This is a genomic window from Microbacterium mitrae (assembly GCF_008017445.1).
In the GTDB taxonomy this organism is placed as follows: Bacteria; Actinomycetota; Actinomycetes; order Actinomycetales; family Microbacteriaceae; genus Microbacterium; species Microbacterium mitrae.
In genome coordinates this window covers 215896-232356 of the sequence record NZ_VRSW01000001.1, presented here as the reverse complement: position 1 = coordinate 232356, position 16461 = coordinate 215896, and the positions used below count along the sequence as shown (strand labels likewise).

Annotated in this window: 18 protein-coding genes; 11 read left to right on the top strand and 7 right to left on the bottom strand. The window is 63.9% G+C overall.

Translation table 11 applies throughout. The features are described 5' to 3' along the window. Window positions 1-3 precede the first annotated feature (3 nt). Window positions 4-786 (top strand): ABC transporter ATP-binding protein, encoded by a 783-nt coding sequence (locus FVP60_RS01065; protein WP_147824427.1) that lies wholly within the window; start codon window positions 4-6, stop codon window positions 784-786. An 83-nt stretch (window positions 787-869) separates the two neighbouring features. Continuing rightward, window positions 870-1127 (top strand): type B 50S ribosomal protein L31, encoded by a 258-nt coding sequence (locus FVP60_RS01060; RefSeq protein ID WP_147824426.1) that lies wholly within the window; start codon window positions 870-872, stop codon window positions 1125-1127. 137 nt (window positions 1128-1264) lie between these two features. On the opposite strand, the gene FVP60_RS01055 is transcribed toward FVP60_RS01060, so the two are convergent. After that, window positions 1265-2014: an exonuclease domain-containing protein gene (locus tag FVP60_RS01055; RefSeq protein WP_147824425.1), complete on the bottom strand. Its 750-nt coding sequence runs from the start codon at window positions 2012-2014 to the stop codon at window positions 1265-1267. A 78-nt stretch (window positions 2015-2092) separates the two neighbouring features. Here FVP60_RS01055 and FVP60_RS01050 point away from each other — a divergent pair, with 78 nt between their 5' ends. Continuing rightward, complete coding sequence (locus FVP60_RS01050; RefSeq protein WP_147824424.1) at window positions 2093-2968, top strand: alpha/beta fold hydrolase; 876 nt, start codon at window positions 2093-2095, stop codon at window positions 2966-2968. On the opposite strand, the gene FVP60_RS01045 is transcribed toward FVP60_RS01050, so the two are convergent. After that, the gene (locus FVP60_RS01045; RefSeq protein WP_147824423.1) at window positions 2965-3438 is read right to left on the bottom strand and encodes an Lrp/AsnC family transcriptional regulator; all 474 of its coding nucleotides are present in this window, start codon (window positions 3436-3438) and stop codon (window positions 2965-2967) included. The two genes, FVP60_RS01050 and FVP60_RS01045, sit on opposite strands and share 4 nt — an antisense overlap. A 169-nt stretch (window positions 3439-3607) precedes the next feature. Here FVP60_RS01045 and pdhA point away from each other — a divergent pair, with 169 nt between their 5' ends. The 3 genes from pdhA to FVP60_RS01030 are packed head-to-tail and all read left to right on the top strand — an operon-like array spanning window position 3608 to window position 7076. Next, window positions 3608-4726, top strand: a complete 1119-nt coding sequence (pdhA, locus tag FVP60_RS01040; RefSeq protein ID WP_147824422.1) for a pyruvate dehydrogenase (acetyl-transferring) E1 component subunit alpha — start codon at window positions 3608-3610, stop codon at window positions 4724-4726. After that, window positions 4723-5733 (top strand): alpha-ketoacid dehydrogenase subunit beta, encoded by a 1011-nt coding sequence (locus FVP60_RS01035; RefSeq protein ID WP_147824421.1) that lies wholly within the window; start codon window positions 4723-4725, stop codon window positions 5731-5733. The genes pdhA and FVP60_RS01035 overlap by 4 nt, the downstream gene beginning before the upstream one ends. Then, complete coding sequence (locus FVP60_RS01030) at window positions 5730-7076, top strand: dihydrolipoamide acetyltransferase family protein (protein WP_147824420.1); 1347 nt, start codon at window positions 5730-5732, stop codon at window positions 7074-7076. The genes FVP60_RS01035 and FVP60_RS01030 overlap by 4 nt, the downstream gene beginning before the upstream one ends. A 13-nt stretch (window positions 7077-7089) precedes the next feature. Here the strand turns inward: FVP60_RS01030 and FVP60_RS01025 are convergent, their stop codons facing one another. After that, complete coding sequence (locus FVP60_RS01025; protein WP_147824419.1) at window positions 7090-7719, bottom strand: TetR/AcrR family transcriptional regulator; 630 nt, start codon at window positions 7717-7719, stop codon at window positions 7090-7092. A gap of 104 nt (window positions 7720-7823) precedes the next feature. Here FVP60_RS01025 and FVP60_RS01020 point away from each other — a divergent pair, with 104 nt between their 5' ends. Genes FVP60_RS01020 through FVP60_RS01000 form a run of 5 tightly spaced genes read left to right on the top strand, consistent with a single transcriptional unit; the run spans window position 7824 to window position 13793 of the window. Further along, window positions 7824-9428, top strand: a complete 1605-nt coding sequence (locus FVP60_RS01020) for a carboxyl transferase domain-containing protein (RefSeq protein ID WP_147824418.1) — start codon at window positions 7824-7826, stop codon at window positions 9426-9428. A gap of 5 nt (window positions 9429-9433) precedes the next feature. Further along, a complete protein-coding gene (locus tag FVP60_RS01015) occupies window positions 9434-11362 on the top strand; it encodes an acetyl/propionyl/methylcrotonyl-CoA carboxylase subunit alpha (protein ID WP_147824417.1) in 1929 nt (642 codons plus the stop codon). Then, complete coding sequence (locus tag FVP60_RS01010) at window positions 11355-12500, top strand: acyl-CoA dehydrogenase family protein (protein ID WP_147824416.1); 1146 nt, start codon at window positions 11355-11357, stop codon at window positions 12498-12500. The genes FVP60_RS01015 and FVP60_RS01010 overlap by 8 nt, the downstream gene beginning before the upstream one ends. 4 nt (window positions 12501-12504) lie before the next feature. Further along, window positions 12505-12987, top strand: coding sequence for a MaoC family dehydratase (locus tag FVP60_RS01005; protein WP_147824415.1), 483 nt, complete (start codon window positions 12505-12507; stop codon window positions 12985-12987). Beyond that, window positions 12984-13793, top strand: coding sequence for an HpcH/HpaI aldolase/citrate lyase family protein (locus FVP60_RS01000; RefSeq protein ID WP_147824414.1), 810 nt, complete (start codon window positions 12984-12986; stop codon window positions 13791-13793). The genes FVP60_RS01005 and FVP60_RS01000 overlap by 4 nt, the downstream gene beginning before the upstream one ends. Here FVP60_RS01000 and FVP60_RS00995 read toward each other — a convergent pair. From FVP60_RS00995 to FVP60_RS00980, 4 genes are read right to left on the bottom strand one after another with little or no spacing between them, the layout of a single operon-like run. Then, window positions 13790-14377 carry a histidine phosphatase family protein gene (locus FVP60_RS00995; protein ID WP_147824413.1) on the bottom strand — a complete coding sequence of 196 codons (588 nt, stop codon included), beginning with the start codon at window positions 14375-14377 and terminating at the stop codon, window positions 13790-13792. The two genes, FVP60_RS01000 and FVP60_RS00995, sit on opposite strands and share 4 nt — an antisense overlap. Further along, window positions 14374-15216, bottom strand: a complete 843-nt coding sequence (locus FVP60_RS00990; protein WP_147824412.1) for a Sir2 family NAD-dependent protein deacetylase — start codon at window positions 15214-15216, stop codon at window positions 14374-14376. Before FVP60_RS00990 ends, FVP60_RS00995 begins: the two co-directional genes overlap by 4 nt. 33 nt (window positions 15217-15249) lie before the next feature. Continuing rightward, a complete protein-coding gene (locus FVP60_RS00985) occupies window positions 15250-15936 on the bottom strand; it encodes a response regulator (RefSeq protein WP_147824411.1) in 687 nt (228 codons plus the stop codon). Then, window positions 15933-16460, bottom strand: coding sequence for a sensor histidine kinase (locus FVP60_RS00980; RefSeq protein WP_147824410.1), 528 nt, complete (start codon window positions 16458-16460; stop codon window positions 15933-15935). Before FVP60_RS00980 ends, FVP60_RS00985 begins: the two co-directional genes overlap by 4 nt. Window position 16461 lies beyond the last annotated feature (1 nt).

Genomic DNA, 16461 nt, shown 5'->3' with positions numbered 1-16461 from the left:
CGTATGTCCTTGGTTCTTGAATTCACCGATACCAGCGTGCGCCGAGACGGCAGAAATATTGTCGATTCACTGACCTGGAGCGTTGAAGGCAACGAACGTTGGGTTGTTCTTGGCCCGAACGGTGCGGGAAAAACCACGATTCTGCGGCTAGCGTCGGCGATGATGCACCCGTCATCTGGCACCGTGAAGGTGCTGGATGAGCAATTGGGGCGCACCGACGTGTTTGACTTGCGCCCGCGAATTGGCATTGCCTCCACCGCAATGGCGAAGCAAATTCCGGCCGATGAGACTGTGCGAAACGTTATCTTGACGGCCGCGTACTCCGTTCTTGGCCGCTGGAACGAGGAGTACGAGCGCATTGACGAAAAGCGGGCCGAGCGCGTGCTTTCCGACTGGCGCATTGACGACCTCGCCGACCGCCAGTTCGGAACACTGAGCGACGGCGAACAAAAGCGCGTGCAGATTGCTCGCGCCGTCATGACCGACCCCGAAATGCTGTTGCTTGACGAGCCGACCGCGAGCCTGGATCTGGGGGCGCGCGAGGGCCTGTTGCAGTTGCTTTCTGCCTACGCTCAGTCCCCGGCGACACCCGCGATGGTCATGGTCACTCATCACGTCGAAGAGATCCCGGTGGGGTTCACGCACGCACTCCTACTGCGTGATGGCGCCGTTGTCGCCGCCGGCCCGCTCGATGAAACCCTGACCGAAGAGACGCTTGCCGCGACCTTCGGCCTGCCAATTCGACTCTCCAAAGAAGATGGACGTTTCGCTGCCCGCGCAGTGTGACCCCATCTGATAGACTCGATCCTTGGTGCCACCCACCCTCTGATCTTTTTTCCAATACCGCAAACCTCATCAAGGGATTCCCCATGAAGACTGACATCCACCCCGAGTACAACGCCGTCGTTTTCCGCGACCTCGGTTCGGGCGAAACGTTCCTTACCCGTTCCACTGTTTCGAGCGACAAGACGATTGAGCTCGATGGCGTGGAGTACCCGGTCATCGACGTTGAAATCTCCTCCGCTTCGCACCCGTTCTACACGGGCAAGCAGCGCATCATGGACTCGGCTGGTCGTATCGACAAGTTCAACCAGCGCTTCGCAGGCTTCGGCGGCGCAGCCAAGTAAGTCTCGTACTTCGCACGATGGGCTCCAGGTAACCCTGGGGCCCATCGTCGTTTCATCCGCTGAATCGCAACGCCGATCTCCTTCGCGAAGAACGCATTGCTGTGCGGTCCGATGGTTCCGGGAGTCGTGGCGGCAGACTACGCGGGGGAGCGCTGGGCGTCGACGACGCCGGAGCGCACCGGCCAGGAACCATCGAGCACCTCATCGGCGTCCAGGCGGCCGATGCGAATGAAGTAGTCGGTCAGGCTGGCGGCCTGGGAGCGAGCCCACGCTATTTGCCTGGTGTGAAGCTCACGCGCGGTACCTGGCATCAGGCTGGAGTATTCCCGCGCGATAGCCTGGGCTACGCGACCAGCGGCCCGGGCGTCTGCTGCCGCATCGTGGGCGTTTTCGAGAGCAACGCCATAGTGTTCGGCAACGTCGGTAAGCCTTCGCTTGCCCCGCCGGTAACGGTCGAACGCCTTGTCCATCACGAGCGGGTCAATGACGGGTGTGGGGTCGCTAATCGGATCGACCCCATGCCGGTGGCACTCGGCCAGCAGCAGCGAGAAATCGTAGTTGGCGTTAAAGGCGACCACCGGAATGCCCTGCTGAAACAGGCGGCGGAGCTCTTCAGTCACATCGCGGACGACGGCGGATGCGAGGTGGCCGTGAAGGCGCGCACGCTCGGTGCTGATGCCGTGCACGGCCGTCGCCTGCTCGGGAATAGGAATGCCGGGGTTCGCGAGCCAGTTTTTCGACTCAAGTACCAAACCGTTGGCGTCGAGAACGCCAACGTGAGCGGTGACGATGCGATCGGTGCTGACATCAACGCCGGTGGTCTCCAGATCAAACACGCCGATGGGTGACGCCCAGGAAATGGCGGGTAGCGCGGCGCTGTCTGACATGAGACCACCGTATGACTGGCCACCGACACTGCCGCGGCGACTCGCGGAGGAGGGCGTCGGTACTCGTAGACTCGGAGGGTGCGCTCTCCCTATGCTTCGCTCCTGGCCGATATCCCCGTGGTCCGCGAAACGATTCTCGTGGCCGGCGTAGAGACCGCGTACTGGGTGTATGGCGAAGACAACGCGCCAACCATCGTGGCCGTTCACGGTTTTCGCGGAGATCACCATGGGCTGGAACCCGTTGTCGCGTATCTACCCGACTATCGCATCATCATGCCCGACCTTCCCGGTTTTGGTGAGACGGGAGCGATTCCCGGCCGCAGGCACGACCTCCAGGCTTACGTTGACTGGCTGGTTGAATTTGTCGCGGCGGTTGCTCCTGGCGCCATTATTCTCGGTCATTCTTTCGGTTCGATTGTGACCTCGGCCGCTGTGGCGGGCGGCCTGCAAACGCCACGACTCATCCTGGTGAATCCGATTGGCGCCCCGGCCCTCGCCGGTCCGCGCGGCATCATGACCCGCCTTGCGGTGTTCTACTACTGGGTCGGCGCTCGCCTGCCCAAGCCCATCGGTGACGCGCTGTTGCGCTCGAAAATCATCGTGCGCGTCATGAGTAACACCATGGTGAAGACGAAGAATAAAGAACTGCGCGCCTTCGTACACGAGCAGCATGATCTCTACTTCTCACGCTTCGCAGACCGCGATACGCTCCACGACGCGTTTGTCACCAGCGTTTCGCATGACGTGAGTCAGGTCGCACCGCAACTGCGGGTTCCGACTCTGTTGATCGCAGCGGAGAAAGACGACATCACGCCGATCGAGGCCGAGCGCATCCTGGTGCAGCGCATTCCGCAGGCGATTCTGGTGGAAATCCCTGGCGTCGGGCACCTGATCCATTACGAAACGCCCCGGCAGGCGGCCGGAGCGATCGAAGACTTTCTGTCGGGGCTTTAAGCCTCGCGGCGAGCAAGCTCCATCAGACCGCCAAGGCGAAACGGAATGACCTCGCCCATGACGAGCGATGTTTCGGTGCGCTCAACGCCCTCAATCGCCAAGATGCGGGCGTCGGTGTCAAAGAGGTGACGAGCGTCACGGCAGGAGACGCGCACCAGAAGATCAATCTGACCGGACAGGCCGTGAGCCTGAACGACCTCAGGAATGCGCGAGATCTCGGCGATGATGCGTGGCAAATCGCTCTGACGTACCCCGACACTCACGAAGGCCTCCAACGGATAGCCCAGCGCGGCTGACGATACCGAACGCTCGAACGAGAGAAACACGCCAGCCTTCTCGAGGCGGGCCATGCGCGCCTGCACAGTATTGCGGGAGAGTCCCAGTCGTTCGGCAAGGGCAACGACGGTTGCACGGTGATCCACTGCGAGGGCGTTCAACAGTTCGAGATCGGTGCGGTCAAGAGCGGTCATACTGCGAAAGAATAGCAGGATCATCGACCGTCTTCATGCGCAACATGCTCAGGCGAGGCTTAAATGCTTGAGCGAGGTGCTGGATCGGCATACGCTCAGAACGTCCGGCGGAGTTGCCGGTAACGCGAGGGGTGCCCCACAAGGGCGTCCGGAACGGAAGGTCGAGACGATGGTGTACGCCCTGAATCCGAGTGCAGAGCCCGCCACAGCGAGCACCGATATCTCCCAGGTGCTCACGCCCGATGGCGTGCGGGTCGAAAATGTTGAGCTTGATTCATACCTGGAGTCGGTGACTCCGCAGGAAGTGCTCGCGCTCTACCGTGACATGGCGATCGTTCGCCGCATCGACAAAGAAGGCTTCTCGTTGCAACGCCAGGGGCAGCTGGGCCTGTGGGCACCCAGCCTCGGACAGGAAGCGGCCCAGGTGGGCACCGCGCGCGCATTGCGCGACAGCGACTTTGTCTTCCCCAGCTACCGCGAGACCGGCGTCATCTACGTGCGCGGCGCAGAAGACCGCGATTTTGTCGGCACGTGGCGCGGCGAGACCAACTCAACCTATGACCCGTACCGCATCAACACCGCGACGATGCAGATCATCACCGGTGCGCAAACCCTGCACGCCGTGGGATACGCCATGGGCATCACGGCAGACAACGCCGACGACGTCGCCGTTACCTACTTCGGGGACGGGGCATCGAGCCAGGGTGATGTCAACGAAGCCATGATCTTTGCGTCGTCGTTCAAGGCGCCCGTCGTCTTCGTCTGCCAGAACAACCAGTGGGCAATTTCGGAGCCGGTGCGCGTGCAGTCAGAGTTTCCGATCGCTGGCCGCGCCCCGGCCTTCGGTATCCCCAGCATGCGCGTGGATGGCAACGACGTGCTCGCTTGCCTTGCCGCGATGCGCTGGGCAACGGAACATGCCCGCAACGGCCACGGACCGGCATTTATTGAGGCGGTCACCTACCGCATGGGTCCGCACACCACGAGCGATGACCCCACGCGCTACCGCGACGAGGCTGAGCTGGACAGCTGGCGTCAGCGCGACCCGCTTGACCGTGTGGAAAAGTACCTCCGCGACCTTGGCGTGCTGACCGAAGCGGCCGAGGCCGAGATCGCTGCCGAAGCCGACCGCGTCGGTGCCGCAGTGCGCGAGGCGGCGCTCACCATGCCAAACCGTGCCCCGATGGAAGTTTTTGATCACGCATACGCAACGCCTCACACCGGCGTTGACGCCGAGCGTCGCGCATACGCTGCGTATCTCGCTCAGTTCGAAGGCGGTGCGGCATGACCACCATGACGATGGGCAAGGCCCTTAACCAGGCGCTTCGCCAGGCGATGACAGACGACGACAAGGTCGTGCTGATGGGTGAAGACATCGGTCCGCTTGGCGGCGTGTTCCGCATCACCGATGCCCTGCAGGACGAGTTTGGCGAGCGTCGCGTGATTGACACGCCGCTGGCGGAGTCGGGAATCGTCGGAACCGCGGTCGGTTTGGCCATGCGCGGCTACCGTCCGGTTGTCGAGATTCAGTTCGACGGTTTTGTTTACCCCGCCTTCGACCAGATCGTGTGCCAGGTGGCAAAGCTGCACTATCGCACGCTTGGCCGGGTGAAGATGCCGATCACGATCCGCATTCCGTGGGCAGGCGGCGTCGGTGCTGCCGAGCACCACTCGGAATCACCCGAGGCGTACTTCGTGCACACCGCGGGCCTGCGCGTTATCGCGGTATCCAACCCGCAAGATGCCTACACCATGTTGCAGCAGGCCATCGCGTGCGATGACCCGGTGATCTTCTTGGAGCCCAAGCGCCTCTACCACGCAAAGGGTGAGGTTGACCTGGACGCGCACCACACGGATGCCGCGCCGATGGGACTGGCGCGTGTCGCTCGCGAAGGCTCCGACGTCACCGTCGTCACCTACGGTGCGCAGGTCAAGACGGCTCTCGATGCCGCCGAGGCCGCGTCTGACGAGGGCGTTTCCATTGAGGTTATTGATCTGCGCTCGCTGTCGCCGATCGACTACCCGACCATCGATGCCTCCGTGCGCAAGACCGGTCGCGTCGTGGTGACGCATGAGGCTTCTCGCGAGGCGGGTGTTGCCGCTGAGGTCATCGCGAGCATCACGGAGCGCTGCTTCGACTGGCTCGAAACGGCCCCGGTGCGCGTGACCGGCCACGATATTCCGTATCCGCCGTCAAAGCTGGAAAAGCAGCACATTCCTGACCTTGACCGCATTCTTGACGGTGTTGACCGCGCCCTCGGTCGCCGCAACAGCATGACGGGAGTGGAGCTGTGAGCACGTCTTTTCTCCTACCCGACCTGGGCGAGGGTCTTCCCGAGGCTGAGATCGTGTCGTGGCACGTTGCCGTGGGCGATGAGGTTGCGCTGAACCAGACGATCGCCGAGGTCGAGACGGCTAAGGCCATCGTTGAATTGCCATCGCCGTACGCCGGAACCATCGCTGAGCTGTTCGCGAACGCGGGGGATGTTGTGGAGGTTGGCAAGCCGTTGCTTGCGTTCAACCTCCCGGGTCAAGCCACGACGCCGACTGCCGCGCCGGCAGCCAACGCAGCCGATGACGACGAGGAGGAAGTGGTTCCGCCCAACCTGGTTGGTTACGGAGCAGCGCCCACCTCGAAGGCACGCCCCGCTCGTCGTGCCCGCGGTGGCGCACCGGTTGCGACCGCACCCGTTGCATCCGCTACGGCACTCGTGGCCGCGCCTGCCGTTGAGGTTCCTGCTGAACCCGCTGCGCCCCTCGAGCGGCCCCGCTCGACACCGCCCGTGCGCAAATATGCGCGCGACAACGGTGTCGAACTCACGGACATCGCGGGAACGGGGGAGTTCGGTCGCATCACCCGTGCCGACGTCGAGGCATACATTGCCGGCGAGGTTGCGCGCGTGAGCGATGCCCCGGTTGCGCAAATTCAGGCCGTCGGAGCACGTGAGACGCGCACCCCCATCAAGGGTGTTCGTAAGTTCACGGCCGCGGCGATGGTCTCCAGCGCCTTCACCGCACCGCACGTCACCTGCTTCCACACGGTTGACGTCACCGAGACGATGCAGTTCATCGCGCGGTTGAAAGAAGATCGTTCCCTCGCCGGCAGCCGTATTGGTGTCATGGCCGTGATCGCGAAGGCCGTGTGCCTCGCGCTTCGTGCCACGCCGTCGTTGAACGCGAAGTGGGACGAAGCTGCCGGCGAAATCGTCGAGTACCACTATGTGAATCTCGGCATTGCGGCCGCCACGCCCCGCGGGCTTGTGGTTCCGAACATCGTCGACGCCGATCGGCTCACTCTCGCCGGCATGGCACAGCACCTGGGCGAGCTCACCGCGACTGCTCGTGAGGGCAAGTCGACGCCGGCGTCACTGAGCGGAGGAACCTTCTCCATCAGCAACATCGGAACCTTCGGTATTGAGGCCGGAACACCCATTCTCAACCCCGGCGAGGCCGGAATCCTCGCCGTCGGTGCCGTTCAGCGCCGACCGTGGGAGTACCAGGGGGAGATCGCGTTGCGCGACATCATGACGCTGAGCCTGTCGTTTGATCACCGCCTGGTTGACGGACAACAGGGTGCAGAGTTCTTGCGTAACGTCGGCAACCTGCTCAGCGACCCGGGTCGCGCAATGCTGTTCTAAGACGCGAGCTGGCTCAGAAGGTGGCGGGTGCGAAAACGTACCCGCCATCTTCGCGCGAGGCCAGGAGCGCAGCCGTCGTCATGGCGATCAGCGTGGCCGCCGTGTCTGGCGCGTGGGTGTTGGAGCCGACGCTGTGAGGCGTGGAGTTGATGAGGCCGAACCCTGCCTGCACGCGCAATCGCAGTTCTGACGCGTCGAGCGACGGAACCACGTCGCTGAGCGCGTTCATCCACGACTGAATGTAGGCGCGCTGCAGGCGGCGAACGCTGTCGTGATCGGTCGGCGACAGCTGGGCGAGATCGCGATCCTGCACCCGAATCACATCGCTTTGGGAGAGCGCGAAGGTGACGTGAAACTGAATCAACTCGCGCAGGCGTTCGCGAGGCGTGACATCGCGCGCGATCACCGCGGCTCCGCCATCATGCAAGCGCTGACTGACGTCGATGAGGAGCGCTCCGAGCAGCGCCTGTTTGCCGCTGAAATGGCGATAGACGGCGGGTCCGGAAACGCCGACGGCCGCGCCAAGGTCTTCGAGCGACACCGCGCTGAAGCCACGCGTGGCGAAGAGTCGGGCAGACTCGCGCAACAGTGCCTCGCGACGGAGCGCCTTTGCTCGATCTCGATCAGTAACCTCGATTGCCATTTCAGTTAATCCTCGCTAACCTGAAATCTCAGTTAGTGAACACTAACCAATGAAGATCATGCCAGACAAGGGTGTGATCGGATTGTGACGTCGACGGAGACCCCATGATCACGCTTTCCAGCAGCGCAACCCGTGATGCCGCCTTCCTCGAAAACGAACGCGCGCAGCTTGCCCTCCGCGATGAACTGCGGGAGCGCTTGGCAACAGCCGCGCTCGGTGGGCCAGAATCGTCGCGCGCGCGCCACGTCGCGCGCGGCAAGATGTTGGCGCGCGATCGCATCACCAGACTCCTCGATGAGGGCAGCCCATTTCTGGAAATCGGAGCGTTGGCCGCCTTCGGGCTGTACAACGATGACGCGCCGGCCGCTGGAGTTGCCGCGGGTATTGGCGTCGTGCACGGCCGCCTCGTGATGGTCATCGCCAACGATGCAACGGTCAAGGGCGGAACCTACTATCCGATGACCGTGAAGAAGCATCTGCGCGCCCAGGAGATCGCCCGCGAAAACCGCCTGCCATGCATCTACCTCGTCGACTCGGGCGGCGCCTACCTGCCGCGGCAAGATGAGGTCTTTCCCGACCGCGAACACTTCGGCCGAATCTTCTTCAACCAGGCCAATCTGTCGGCCGCCGGAATCCCGCAGATCGCCGCGGTGATGGGCTCCAGCACAGCCGGCGGCGCGTACGTGCCCGCGATGAGTGATGAGACCGTCATCGTGCGCCGACAGGGCACGATCTTTCTCGGCGGCCCGCCGCTGGTGAAGGCAGCCATCGGCGAAGAAGTTTCTGCCGAAGACCTGGGCGGCGGCGATGTACACGCCAAGCGCAGCGGCGTCGTCGACCACCTCGCCGAAAACGACGAGCACGCGCTCGAAATCGTGCGCGACATCGTGAGCACATTGCCGCCGACCGCGAGCCCGATCTGGCCCGTCGCCGAGGTGCGCGAGCCCGTCGTGGCTCCCGACGATCTCTACGGTGTCATTCCGGTGGACGTCAACCAGCCATACGACCCGCGCGAAGTCATTGCGCGCCTTGTCGATGGTTCCGAATTTCGCGAATTCAAGCGGGAGTACGGCGACACCGTTGTTACCGGCTTCGCCCACATTCATGGTCACCAGGTGGGCATCGTTGCGAACCAGGGCGTGCTGTTTCGCGAGTCTGCGCTCAAAGCTGCGCACTTCGTTGAGCTGTGCGATCAGCGCGGCATTCCGCTGATCTTCCTGCAGAACATCTCGGGCTTCATGGTGGGCCGCGACGCCGAATCCGGTGGCATCGCGAAAGACGGCGCCAAAATGGTCACCGCGGTGGCGACCACCCGCGTGCCGAAAATCACCATCATCGTCGGAGGCTCCTTCGGCGCCGGAAACTACGCCATGAACGGGCGTGGCTACGACCCACGCTTTCTGTTCACATGGCCGAGCAGCCGCATCTCGGTGATGGGCGGCGCACAGGCAGCGCGCGTGCTGTCAACCGTCAAGGGCGATCAGCTCGAAAAGGCCGGAACGCCGTGGTCGGCCGAAGACGAGGCCGCATTCCAGGCGCCGGTGCTTGCCCAGTATGAACAACAGGGCAACCCCTACTACGCCACCGCCCGACTGTGGGACGACGGCATCATCGAGCCGGGCCAGACGCGCCGAGTATTGGGCCTCACTCTGGACATCGTCTCCCGTGTACCTCTCGCCGAGCCCCGCTTCGGCCTGTTCCGAATGTGAGCGCCATGTTTCGCACTGTCCTTGTCGCGAATCGCGGCGAAATTGCCCGCCGCGTGCTTCGCACGTTGCGCCAGGAAGGCATCCGTTCGGTTGCCGTTTACAGCGACGCCGATGCTGACGCGCCCTTCGTCGCCGAGGCCGATGTTGCCGTGCGGATTGGCCCGGCCGCCGCGCGCGACAGCTATCTGAACATCGAGGCTGTCATTGCTGCAGCAATCGAAACGGGTGCCGAGGCGATTCACCCCGGCTACGGCTTTCTCTCCGAGAACGTTGCATTCGCCGAGGCGTGCGAGCGCGCCGGCATTGTCTTTATTGGCCCTAGCACCGACGCGTTGACCGTGATGGCCGACAAGATCACGGCCAAAAACCACGTCGCCGAGCACGGCGTTCCGGTGGTTCCGGGGTTCAGTGCGGTCGGCATGGACGATGAGGCGATCGCCGCTCGCTGCGCCGAGGTGGGTTTTCCGCTGCTGATTAAGCCGTCGGCGGGCGGCGGCGGCAAGGGTATGCAGGTGGTTGAGGCGCCGGCAGACGTTCTCGAGGCGCTGGCCACGGCACGCCGCATCGCGAGCGCCTCATTTGGTGACGACACGCTGCTGATTGAGCGCCTGGTAGTGCGGCCTCGGCACATTGAGGTGCAGGTGCTCGGCGACAATTTCGGATCGGTCGTGCATTTGGGGGAGCGCGAGTGCACGCTGCAGCGTCGCCACCAGAAGGTGATCGAAGAGGCGCCGTCCGCGGTCATTACCCCCGAAATGCGTGAACGACTGGGCGCCGCGGCGGTGGCCGCCGCTCAGAGCGTGAACTACCGCGGCGCCGGAACCGTGGAGTTTTTGGCCTCGGGCGACGACGTCTCGGAATTCTTCTTCATCGAGATGAACACGCGCCTGCAGGTCGAGCATCCGGTGACAGAACTGGTGACCGGCGTTGACCTGGTGCGCGAGCAGCTGCGTATCGCGGCCGGCCTACCGTTGGACTTTACTCAAGACGAGGTCACCATCACCGGCCACGCGATTGAGGCACGCGTATATGCGGAGTCGCCCGAGCGTGGGTTCTTGCCTGCGACCGGAACCATTGTGCGGTTCACACCATCGGCACGAGCCCGCAATGACAGCGCCATCGAATCGGGTTCGACGATTTCAAGCGACTATGACCCGATGATCGCGAAGGTGATTACCGCCGGCCGCACCCGCGAAGAAGCCCTCACAAGCCTCATCAGCGCGCTGCAAGAGACGGTGGTGTTTGGCGTCGAGACCAACATCGAGTTTCTGATTTCGCTGCTGGCCCGCGATGAAGTTCGCGGAGCGACCTTTGACACCGGCCTCCTGGACCGACTCGGCACCCCCGAGCGCGTGCCGACGGCACCGGAGCTCATCACGGCGGCGGCCGACGCAATGGTGCGTCCGCCGGAGAACGGCACCTGGGGTGCGCGCGATGGTTGGCGCTCCGCTGGCCCTGCCGCTGTGATCGTCTCGCATTTTCTCGACGGCGACGAAGTTGTCTCGGGCACCGCAGACGACGGCAATGCGGCCGCTCAGGCAAGCTTCGCGGTCGATACGGATGGCGGACTCTGGGTGCACGCGGGGGCGCAGACGCGACGATTGGTTCCGCTTTCGCGACGTGCGCTCCTGGAGCGGCACCTGGCATCGCTCGAAGAGGCGGAGCATCCCTCAGACCCGCAAGCGCGCGCGCCGATGCCGGGCAATGTGGTCGCCCTCCACGTCGCCGACGGTGACACCGTCGCCGTCGGCGACCGCCTGGTCACCATTGAAGCCATGAAAATGGAGCACCCGGTGGTTGCGACCGCGGCCGGCATCGTCACCATTGACGTGGCGATGGGCGAGCACGTGCGCCGCGACCAGCCGCTCGCTCACATCACAGCACCAACCACCGATTCAGCCCCCACCACCGATGCAGGAGAAACCGATGCTTGATCTCACCCCCGACGAGCGCGATTTCGCCGAGCTCGTGCGCGACTTCGCCGACCAGGTCGTCGCGCCCCAGGCCTACGAGGCAGACCGCACCCACACGCTCAACCTCGATGTCGTCGCGCAGATGGGTGAGATGGGCCTGTTTGGCCTGCCCTTCCCCGAAGAGCTCGGTGGTCAGGGCGGCGATTACATGGCGCTCGGTCTTGCAATCGAGGCGCTCGGTCGGGTTGACCAGTCGATCGCCATCACGCTGGAAGCCGGCGTGAGCCTCGGCGCCATGCCCATCTTCCTGTTCGGCAACGAGGAGCAGAAGCAGCGCTACCTACCCGAGCTGTTGGCGGGTAAGGCACTCGCCGGATTCGGGTTGACGGAACCAGAAGCCGGGTCCGATGCAGGAGCCACGCGCACCACCGCGCGCCTTGACGGCGACGAATGGGTGATCAATGGTTCCAAGCAGTTCATCACCAACTCGGGAACCGACATCACCCGCTTCGTGACGGTGACGGCTGTGACCGGCGAGCGCGACGGCAAGAAGGAGATCTCGACGATTCTGGTGCCCAACGGCACCCCCGGGTTCACCGTCGAGCCCGCGTACGACAAGGTCGGCTGGAACGCGTCAGACACGCACCCCCTCACGTTTGTGGACGCGCGCGTGCCCGCCGAGAACCTCATTGGCGAGCGCGGACGCGGCTTCTCGAACTTTCTCAAGATTCTGGACGAGGGTCGCATCGCGATCGCCGCTCTCGCGACGGGAGCAGCAGAAGGGTGCCTCGAAGCAGCCGTCGACTACGCCAAGAAGCGCAACGTGTTTGGCACGCCACTGTCGACGCGGCAGAACGCCCAGTTCACACTGGCGCGCATGCAGTCGCGCGTACACATGTCTCGCCTGGCCTGGCACTACGCCGCTCGCTTGCGCGACGCGGGGGAGAGCTTCGCCGTTGCGGCCGCTCACGCCAAGTTGGTCTCCAGCGAGGCTGCGATGGACAACGCCCGCGATGCGACGCAGATCTTCGGCGGCAACGGCTTCATGAACGAGTACCCCGTCGCTCGTCACTACCGTGACTCTAAGATTTTGGAGATTGGCGAGGGAACCACCGAAGTGCAGTTGCTCGTGATCGCGCGCTCGCTCGGGGTAGCGTGAAACCATGACCGACACGCCCCGCGAGATCGTGCAACGCGGACTGTATTTTGACGAGTTCGAAACGGACGTGCTGTACCGGCACACGCCCGGTCGCACGGCGACCGAAGCCGACAACGTGCTGTTCACGACGCTCACCATGAACGCTCAGGCCCTGCATCTGGATGAGGCGTATGCCCAGACCCAGCCGTTTGGTCGGCGACTCATGAACTCGATGTGGACGCTCTCGACGCTGGTGGGCTTGTCGGTTGCGCAACTGACCCAGGGAACGCTGGTTGCGCAACTCGGGCTGAAGGATATTTCTTTCCCGCACCCGCTATTCGCGGGCGACACCCTCACCTGTGAGACCGTCGTCGTCGACAAGCGCCTGTCGAACTCTCGCCCCGGTGAAGGAATCGTGACGCTACAGCACACCGGTCGCAATCAGGACGGAACCGTCGTGGCGTTGGCAACACGCATTGCCCTGATGCGGGTGAGGGAGGCCGCATGACCTTCGTACTCGGACCATCGATTCTGTTCTGCCCGGCAGACCGACCAGAACGCTACGCCAAGGCCATCGCGGCAGCAGACACCGTCATCATCGACCTGGAGGATGCCGTCACCCCAGATGCGAAGCCTGCCGCTCGCGACGCGCTGCGCGCTGCCGAACTTGATCCCACCCGCGTCATGGTGCGCGTAGACCCGGCGTCAAGCCCCGAGTTTGCGCTCGACGTTGCGGCCCTCGCGCACACCGAGATCACAACGGTCATGCTCGCGAAGGCAGAATCTGTCGCCGACGTTGACGCGGTTCCGTCTCACCTGAACGTCGTCGCCCTCTGCGAAACCGCTGCCGGAGTGGTGAATGCGGCAGCGATCGCCGCTCACCCGCGTGTGATCGGCCTGATGTGGGGTGCAGAAGACCTCATCGCTTCGCTCGGCGGAACCGGCTCTCGCCACGCGGACGGAACCTACCGTGACGTCGTGCGGGCGGCCCGCTCGACCGTGTTGCTCGGCGCCGGAGCCTCGGGCAAGGCCGCGATTGATGCCGTCTACATGGCGATTGCGGATCACGCGGGGCTCGCGGCGGAGTGTGAAGACGCGGTGGCGAGCGGATTCAGCGCCACCGCCTGCATTCACCCATCGCAAGTGGCCGTGATTCGAGCCGCGTACCTGCCAAGCGACGACCAGATTGCGCACGCCACGGCGCTCCTCGGTGCGGCCGAGGGCGCGCACGGCGCGTTTCAGTTTGAGGGCGCGATGATTGATGAGGTCATGCTGCGCCACGCCCGCCGCGTGCTGGAGCGCGCAAACGGCTAATCAGCGACTACGGGTGAGAGCCAGCGGATGTCATCGTCGGTGACGAAGAAATCGTGGGCAGATCCGTTGGCAATGCCCTCACCGGGCAGCGGGTAGGCGCCGTCGGTGAGCGAACGCAGCAACTCGGCGATCATCGCGCCGTGACTGACAGCGATGAGACGCGTGGTGGGATCGATGCCGAGTGATTCGGCATGCGCGACGACGTCACGAAGCGCGGCAGAAATGCGAACCCGAATCTCGGCACGCGTTTCGGCACCCGGAACCTCTGCGGTAGCCCACGGCCCAAACCGCTCCAAGAATTCGTGATTGTAGAGGCCTTCGGCTTCGCCAAAAAACCGTTCGCGAAGCGGTGCGATGATGTGCGGTCCGTTCCATCCGTGGGCGGCGGCGATGATGCGAGCCGTCTCGTTCGCACGCTGAAGGTCGCTGGAATAGACAGCCGTGGCAATCGACGGATCCAGGGCAGCGGCGGCGTCGCGCGCCTGTTGCCTGCCCGTCTCGTTTAATGCGATGTCTGTTGAACCTTGAATGCGCCCCGCCAGGTTCCAGTCGGTCTGGCCGTGGCGGATGAGGGTCACAATCATGCAATCTCCATGGCTTCTGCCAGCGCTGTAAGGGTGGCGCTGGTTCCGTCGTCAATCTTCACGGCGGCCTGCGAGTCCCACTTGGTCGCGCCACGGTTGATGATCACGATCGGCAGACCGCGACGTCGTGCACGGTCAAGAAGGCGGATCGGGGTGTTGACCGTGAGCGAGGTGCCGGCGACCACGATGGCCTCGGCGGCTGCCACCATTCCCTCCGCCCTGGCAAAGCGTTCGCGCGGAATGTACTCGCCGAAGAACACCACATCGGGGCGCAGAATGCCGCCGCAAATGGTGCATTCCGGCACCACGAATTGGTCGACGTTTTCGGGGATTGAGTCGCCATCGGGGCCGAGCTCTGCGGCAGGTGCCGACAGCAGCCAGGGGTTGGCGGCTTCAATGCGTGCGCTGATATCGCGCCGATCAAAGACCTGACCGCACGTGGTGCAGACAATGCGCCGCGCGGTTCCGTGTAGTTCGACGACGTGGGCGCTACCGGCCTTGAGATGCAAACCGTCAACGTTCTGCGTGATCACGCCAAGGGCGGCGCCAGCACGTTCGAACGCGGCAATTGCCTCATGGGAGGCATTGGGCTGCGTAGCCGAAAACGCCTGATATCCGCGATGCCCGCCCGCCCAGTAACGCTGGCGCGCCTCGTGACTTGTCAAAAACGCCTTGATATCCATCGGTGAGCGCGGGATGCTGCCGGCACCGCGGTAGTCCGGAATGCCGGAGTCTGTCGAAACACCCGCACCGGTGATAAAGGCGATCTTTCGCCCCTGCAACACCGCCTTGGCATCGGCAATCGCGCGATCCGTATCTGGCGTCGGGGTGTCGGTCACCCGTCAAGTCTATGGCGAAATGAGCACCCGATCTCAGTGGGGACGGTGCGAGGGCGTGTATCGCATTTCTGGCCGACCCGCACTGCCGTACCGTGGTTCCACATCGGCGCGACCAGCGTCAACGAGGCGCTGCAGGTACCGCCTCGCGCTGACCCTCGACAGCCCGGTGGCCTCTGCAATATCAACCGCGGAGGCGGAGTCGGAGACGCCTGCGAGCGCCTCGGCGACGCGGTCAAGTGTGATCGAGGAGCCGTCGCTCGGAGCGGCGAGTGGTGCGCGAACGTCTGTCAGCAGCCGGTCGATATCGCCCTGGCTGAGTTCGGTCATGGTCAGCACCTGTTCGCGCTTCAACGACTGACTCACGGCATCAAGGCGCTCGTGCATCGCGCTCATGGTGAACGGCTTCACGAGGTAGTGCCGCACCCCGAGCTGGCGCGCGCGGCGCACAGTTTCGACCTCGCTGGCCGCGGTGACGGCGACCACCTCACCCGTGTAGCCGCGAGCCCTGGCGGCGCGCAGTACGGCGATACCCGTCATATCGGGCAGGTAAATGTCCAGCAGCACCAGATCGGGTACGAACGCGACGATGGCCTCGAGGGCTGCGCGCCCCGTGCCGGCTTCGGCGACAACCACAAATTCCGGGTGGCGCTCGACAAACCCGCGCGTTACCCGCGCGACGTCCTTGTCGTCCTCGACGATGAGAACGCGTTGCTTGGTCATGAGAGAGTCTCCACACGAGTTGGGGTGGGTAGCGTGACGGTGAATCGGGCGCCGCCCATGGGGGAGTCATCGATGATGACGGAACCATCGAGGCGGTCAACGACGCGGCGCACCAGGGTGAGTCCATAGCCGCGGGGGAGTCCGCCCGCCGGGCGTTTGGAGGATTGAGCCAGGTCAAAGACGCGCGGGCGAAGTTCTGGCGCGATACCTGGGCCGTCGTCTTCAACGATCACCGTGGTTGCGTCATCTGCCTCTCGCAGACTGACGACGACCGTTCCGCCAGAGCCGGCCGCCTCAATCGCGTTGTCGATGAGATTGCCGATGATGGTGACCCGATCGTCACTTCCGTGCTCAGCGTTGCCGCTGGGGGCGAGCGTTGACTCTGGCGCGACCACGAGATTGACCGACTGTTCGCGCGCCCACGCCCGTTTGACGAGCAGGAGGGCGCCGACCTCAATATCGCGCACGGCCGCGCCCGTCGGTCGTGGGCTATTGCCGGTTCCGGCGCCGGCGCGTTCCAGCACG

Coding starts and splice junctions, on each gene's coding strand:
- FVP60_RS01065 (WP_147824427.1), top strand. CDS start 4: ATGTCCTTGGTTCTTGAATTCACCGATACCAGCGTGCGCCGAGACGGC.
- FVP60_RS01060 (WP_147824426.1), top strand. CDS start 870: ATGAAGACTGACATCCACCCCGAGTACAACGCCGTCGTTTTCCGCGAC.
- FVP60_RS01055 (WP_147824425.1), bottom strand. CDS start 2,014: ATGTCAGACAGCGCCGCGCTACCCGCCATTTCCTGGGCGTCACCCATC.
- FVP60_RS01045 (WP_147824423.1), bottom strand. CDS start 3,438: ATGACCGCTCTTGACCGCACCGATCTCGAACTGTTGAACGCCCTCGCA.
- pdhA (WP_147824422.1), top strand. CDS start 3,608: ATGGTGTACGCCCTGAATCCGAGTGCAGAGCCCGCCACAGCGAGCACC.
- FVP60_RS01035 (WP_147824421.1), top strand. CDS start 4,723: ATGACCACCATGACGATGGGCAAGGCCCTTAACCAGGCGCTTCGCCAG.
- FVP60_RS01025 (WP_147824419.1), bottom strand. CDS start 7,719: ATGGCAATCGAGGTTACTGATCGAGATCGAGCAAAGGCGCTCCGTCGC.
- FVP60_RS01020 (WP_147824418.1), top strand. CDS start 7,824: ATGATCACGCTTTCCAGCAGCGCAACCCGTGATGCCGCCTTCCTCGAA.
- FVP60_RS01015 (WP_147824417.1), top strand. CDS start 9,434: ATGTTTCGCACTGTCCTTGTCGCGAATCGCGGCGAAATTGCCCGCCGC.
- FVP60_RS01010 (WP_147824416.1), top strand. CDS start 11,355: ATGCTTGATCTCACCCCCGACGAGCGCGATTTCGCCGAGCTCGTGCGC.
- FVP60_RS01005 (WP_147824415.1), top strand. CDS start 12,505: ATGACCGACACGCCCCGCGAGATCGTGCAACGCGGACTGTATTTTGAC.
- FVP60_RS01000 (WP_147824414.1), top strand. CDS start 12,984: ATGACCTTCGTACTCGGACCATCGATTCTGTTCTGCCCGGCAGACCGA.
- FVP60_RS00995 (WP_147824413.1), bottom strand. CDS start 14,377: ATGATTGTGACCCTCATCCGCCACGGCCAGACCGACTGGAACCTGGCG.
- FVP60_RS00985 (WP_147824411.1), bottom strand. CDS start 15,936: ATGACCAAGCAACGCGTTCTCATCGTCGAGGACGACAAGGACGTCGCG.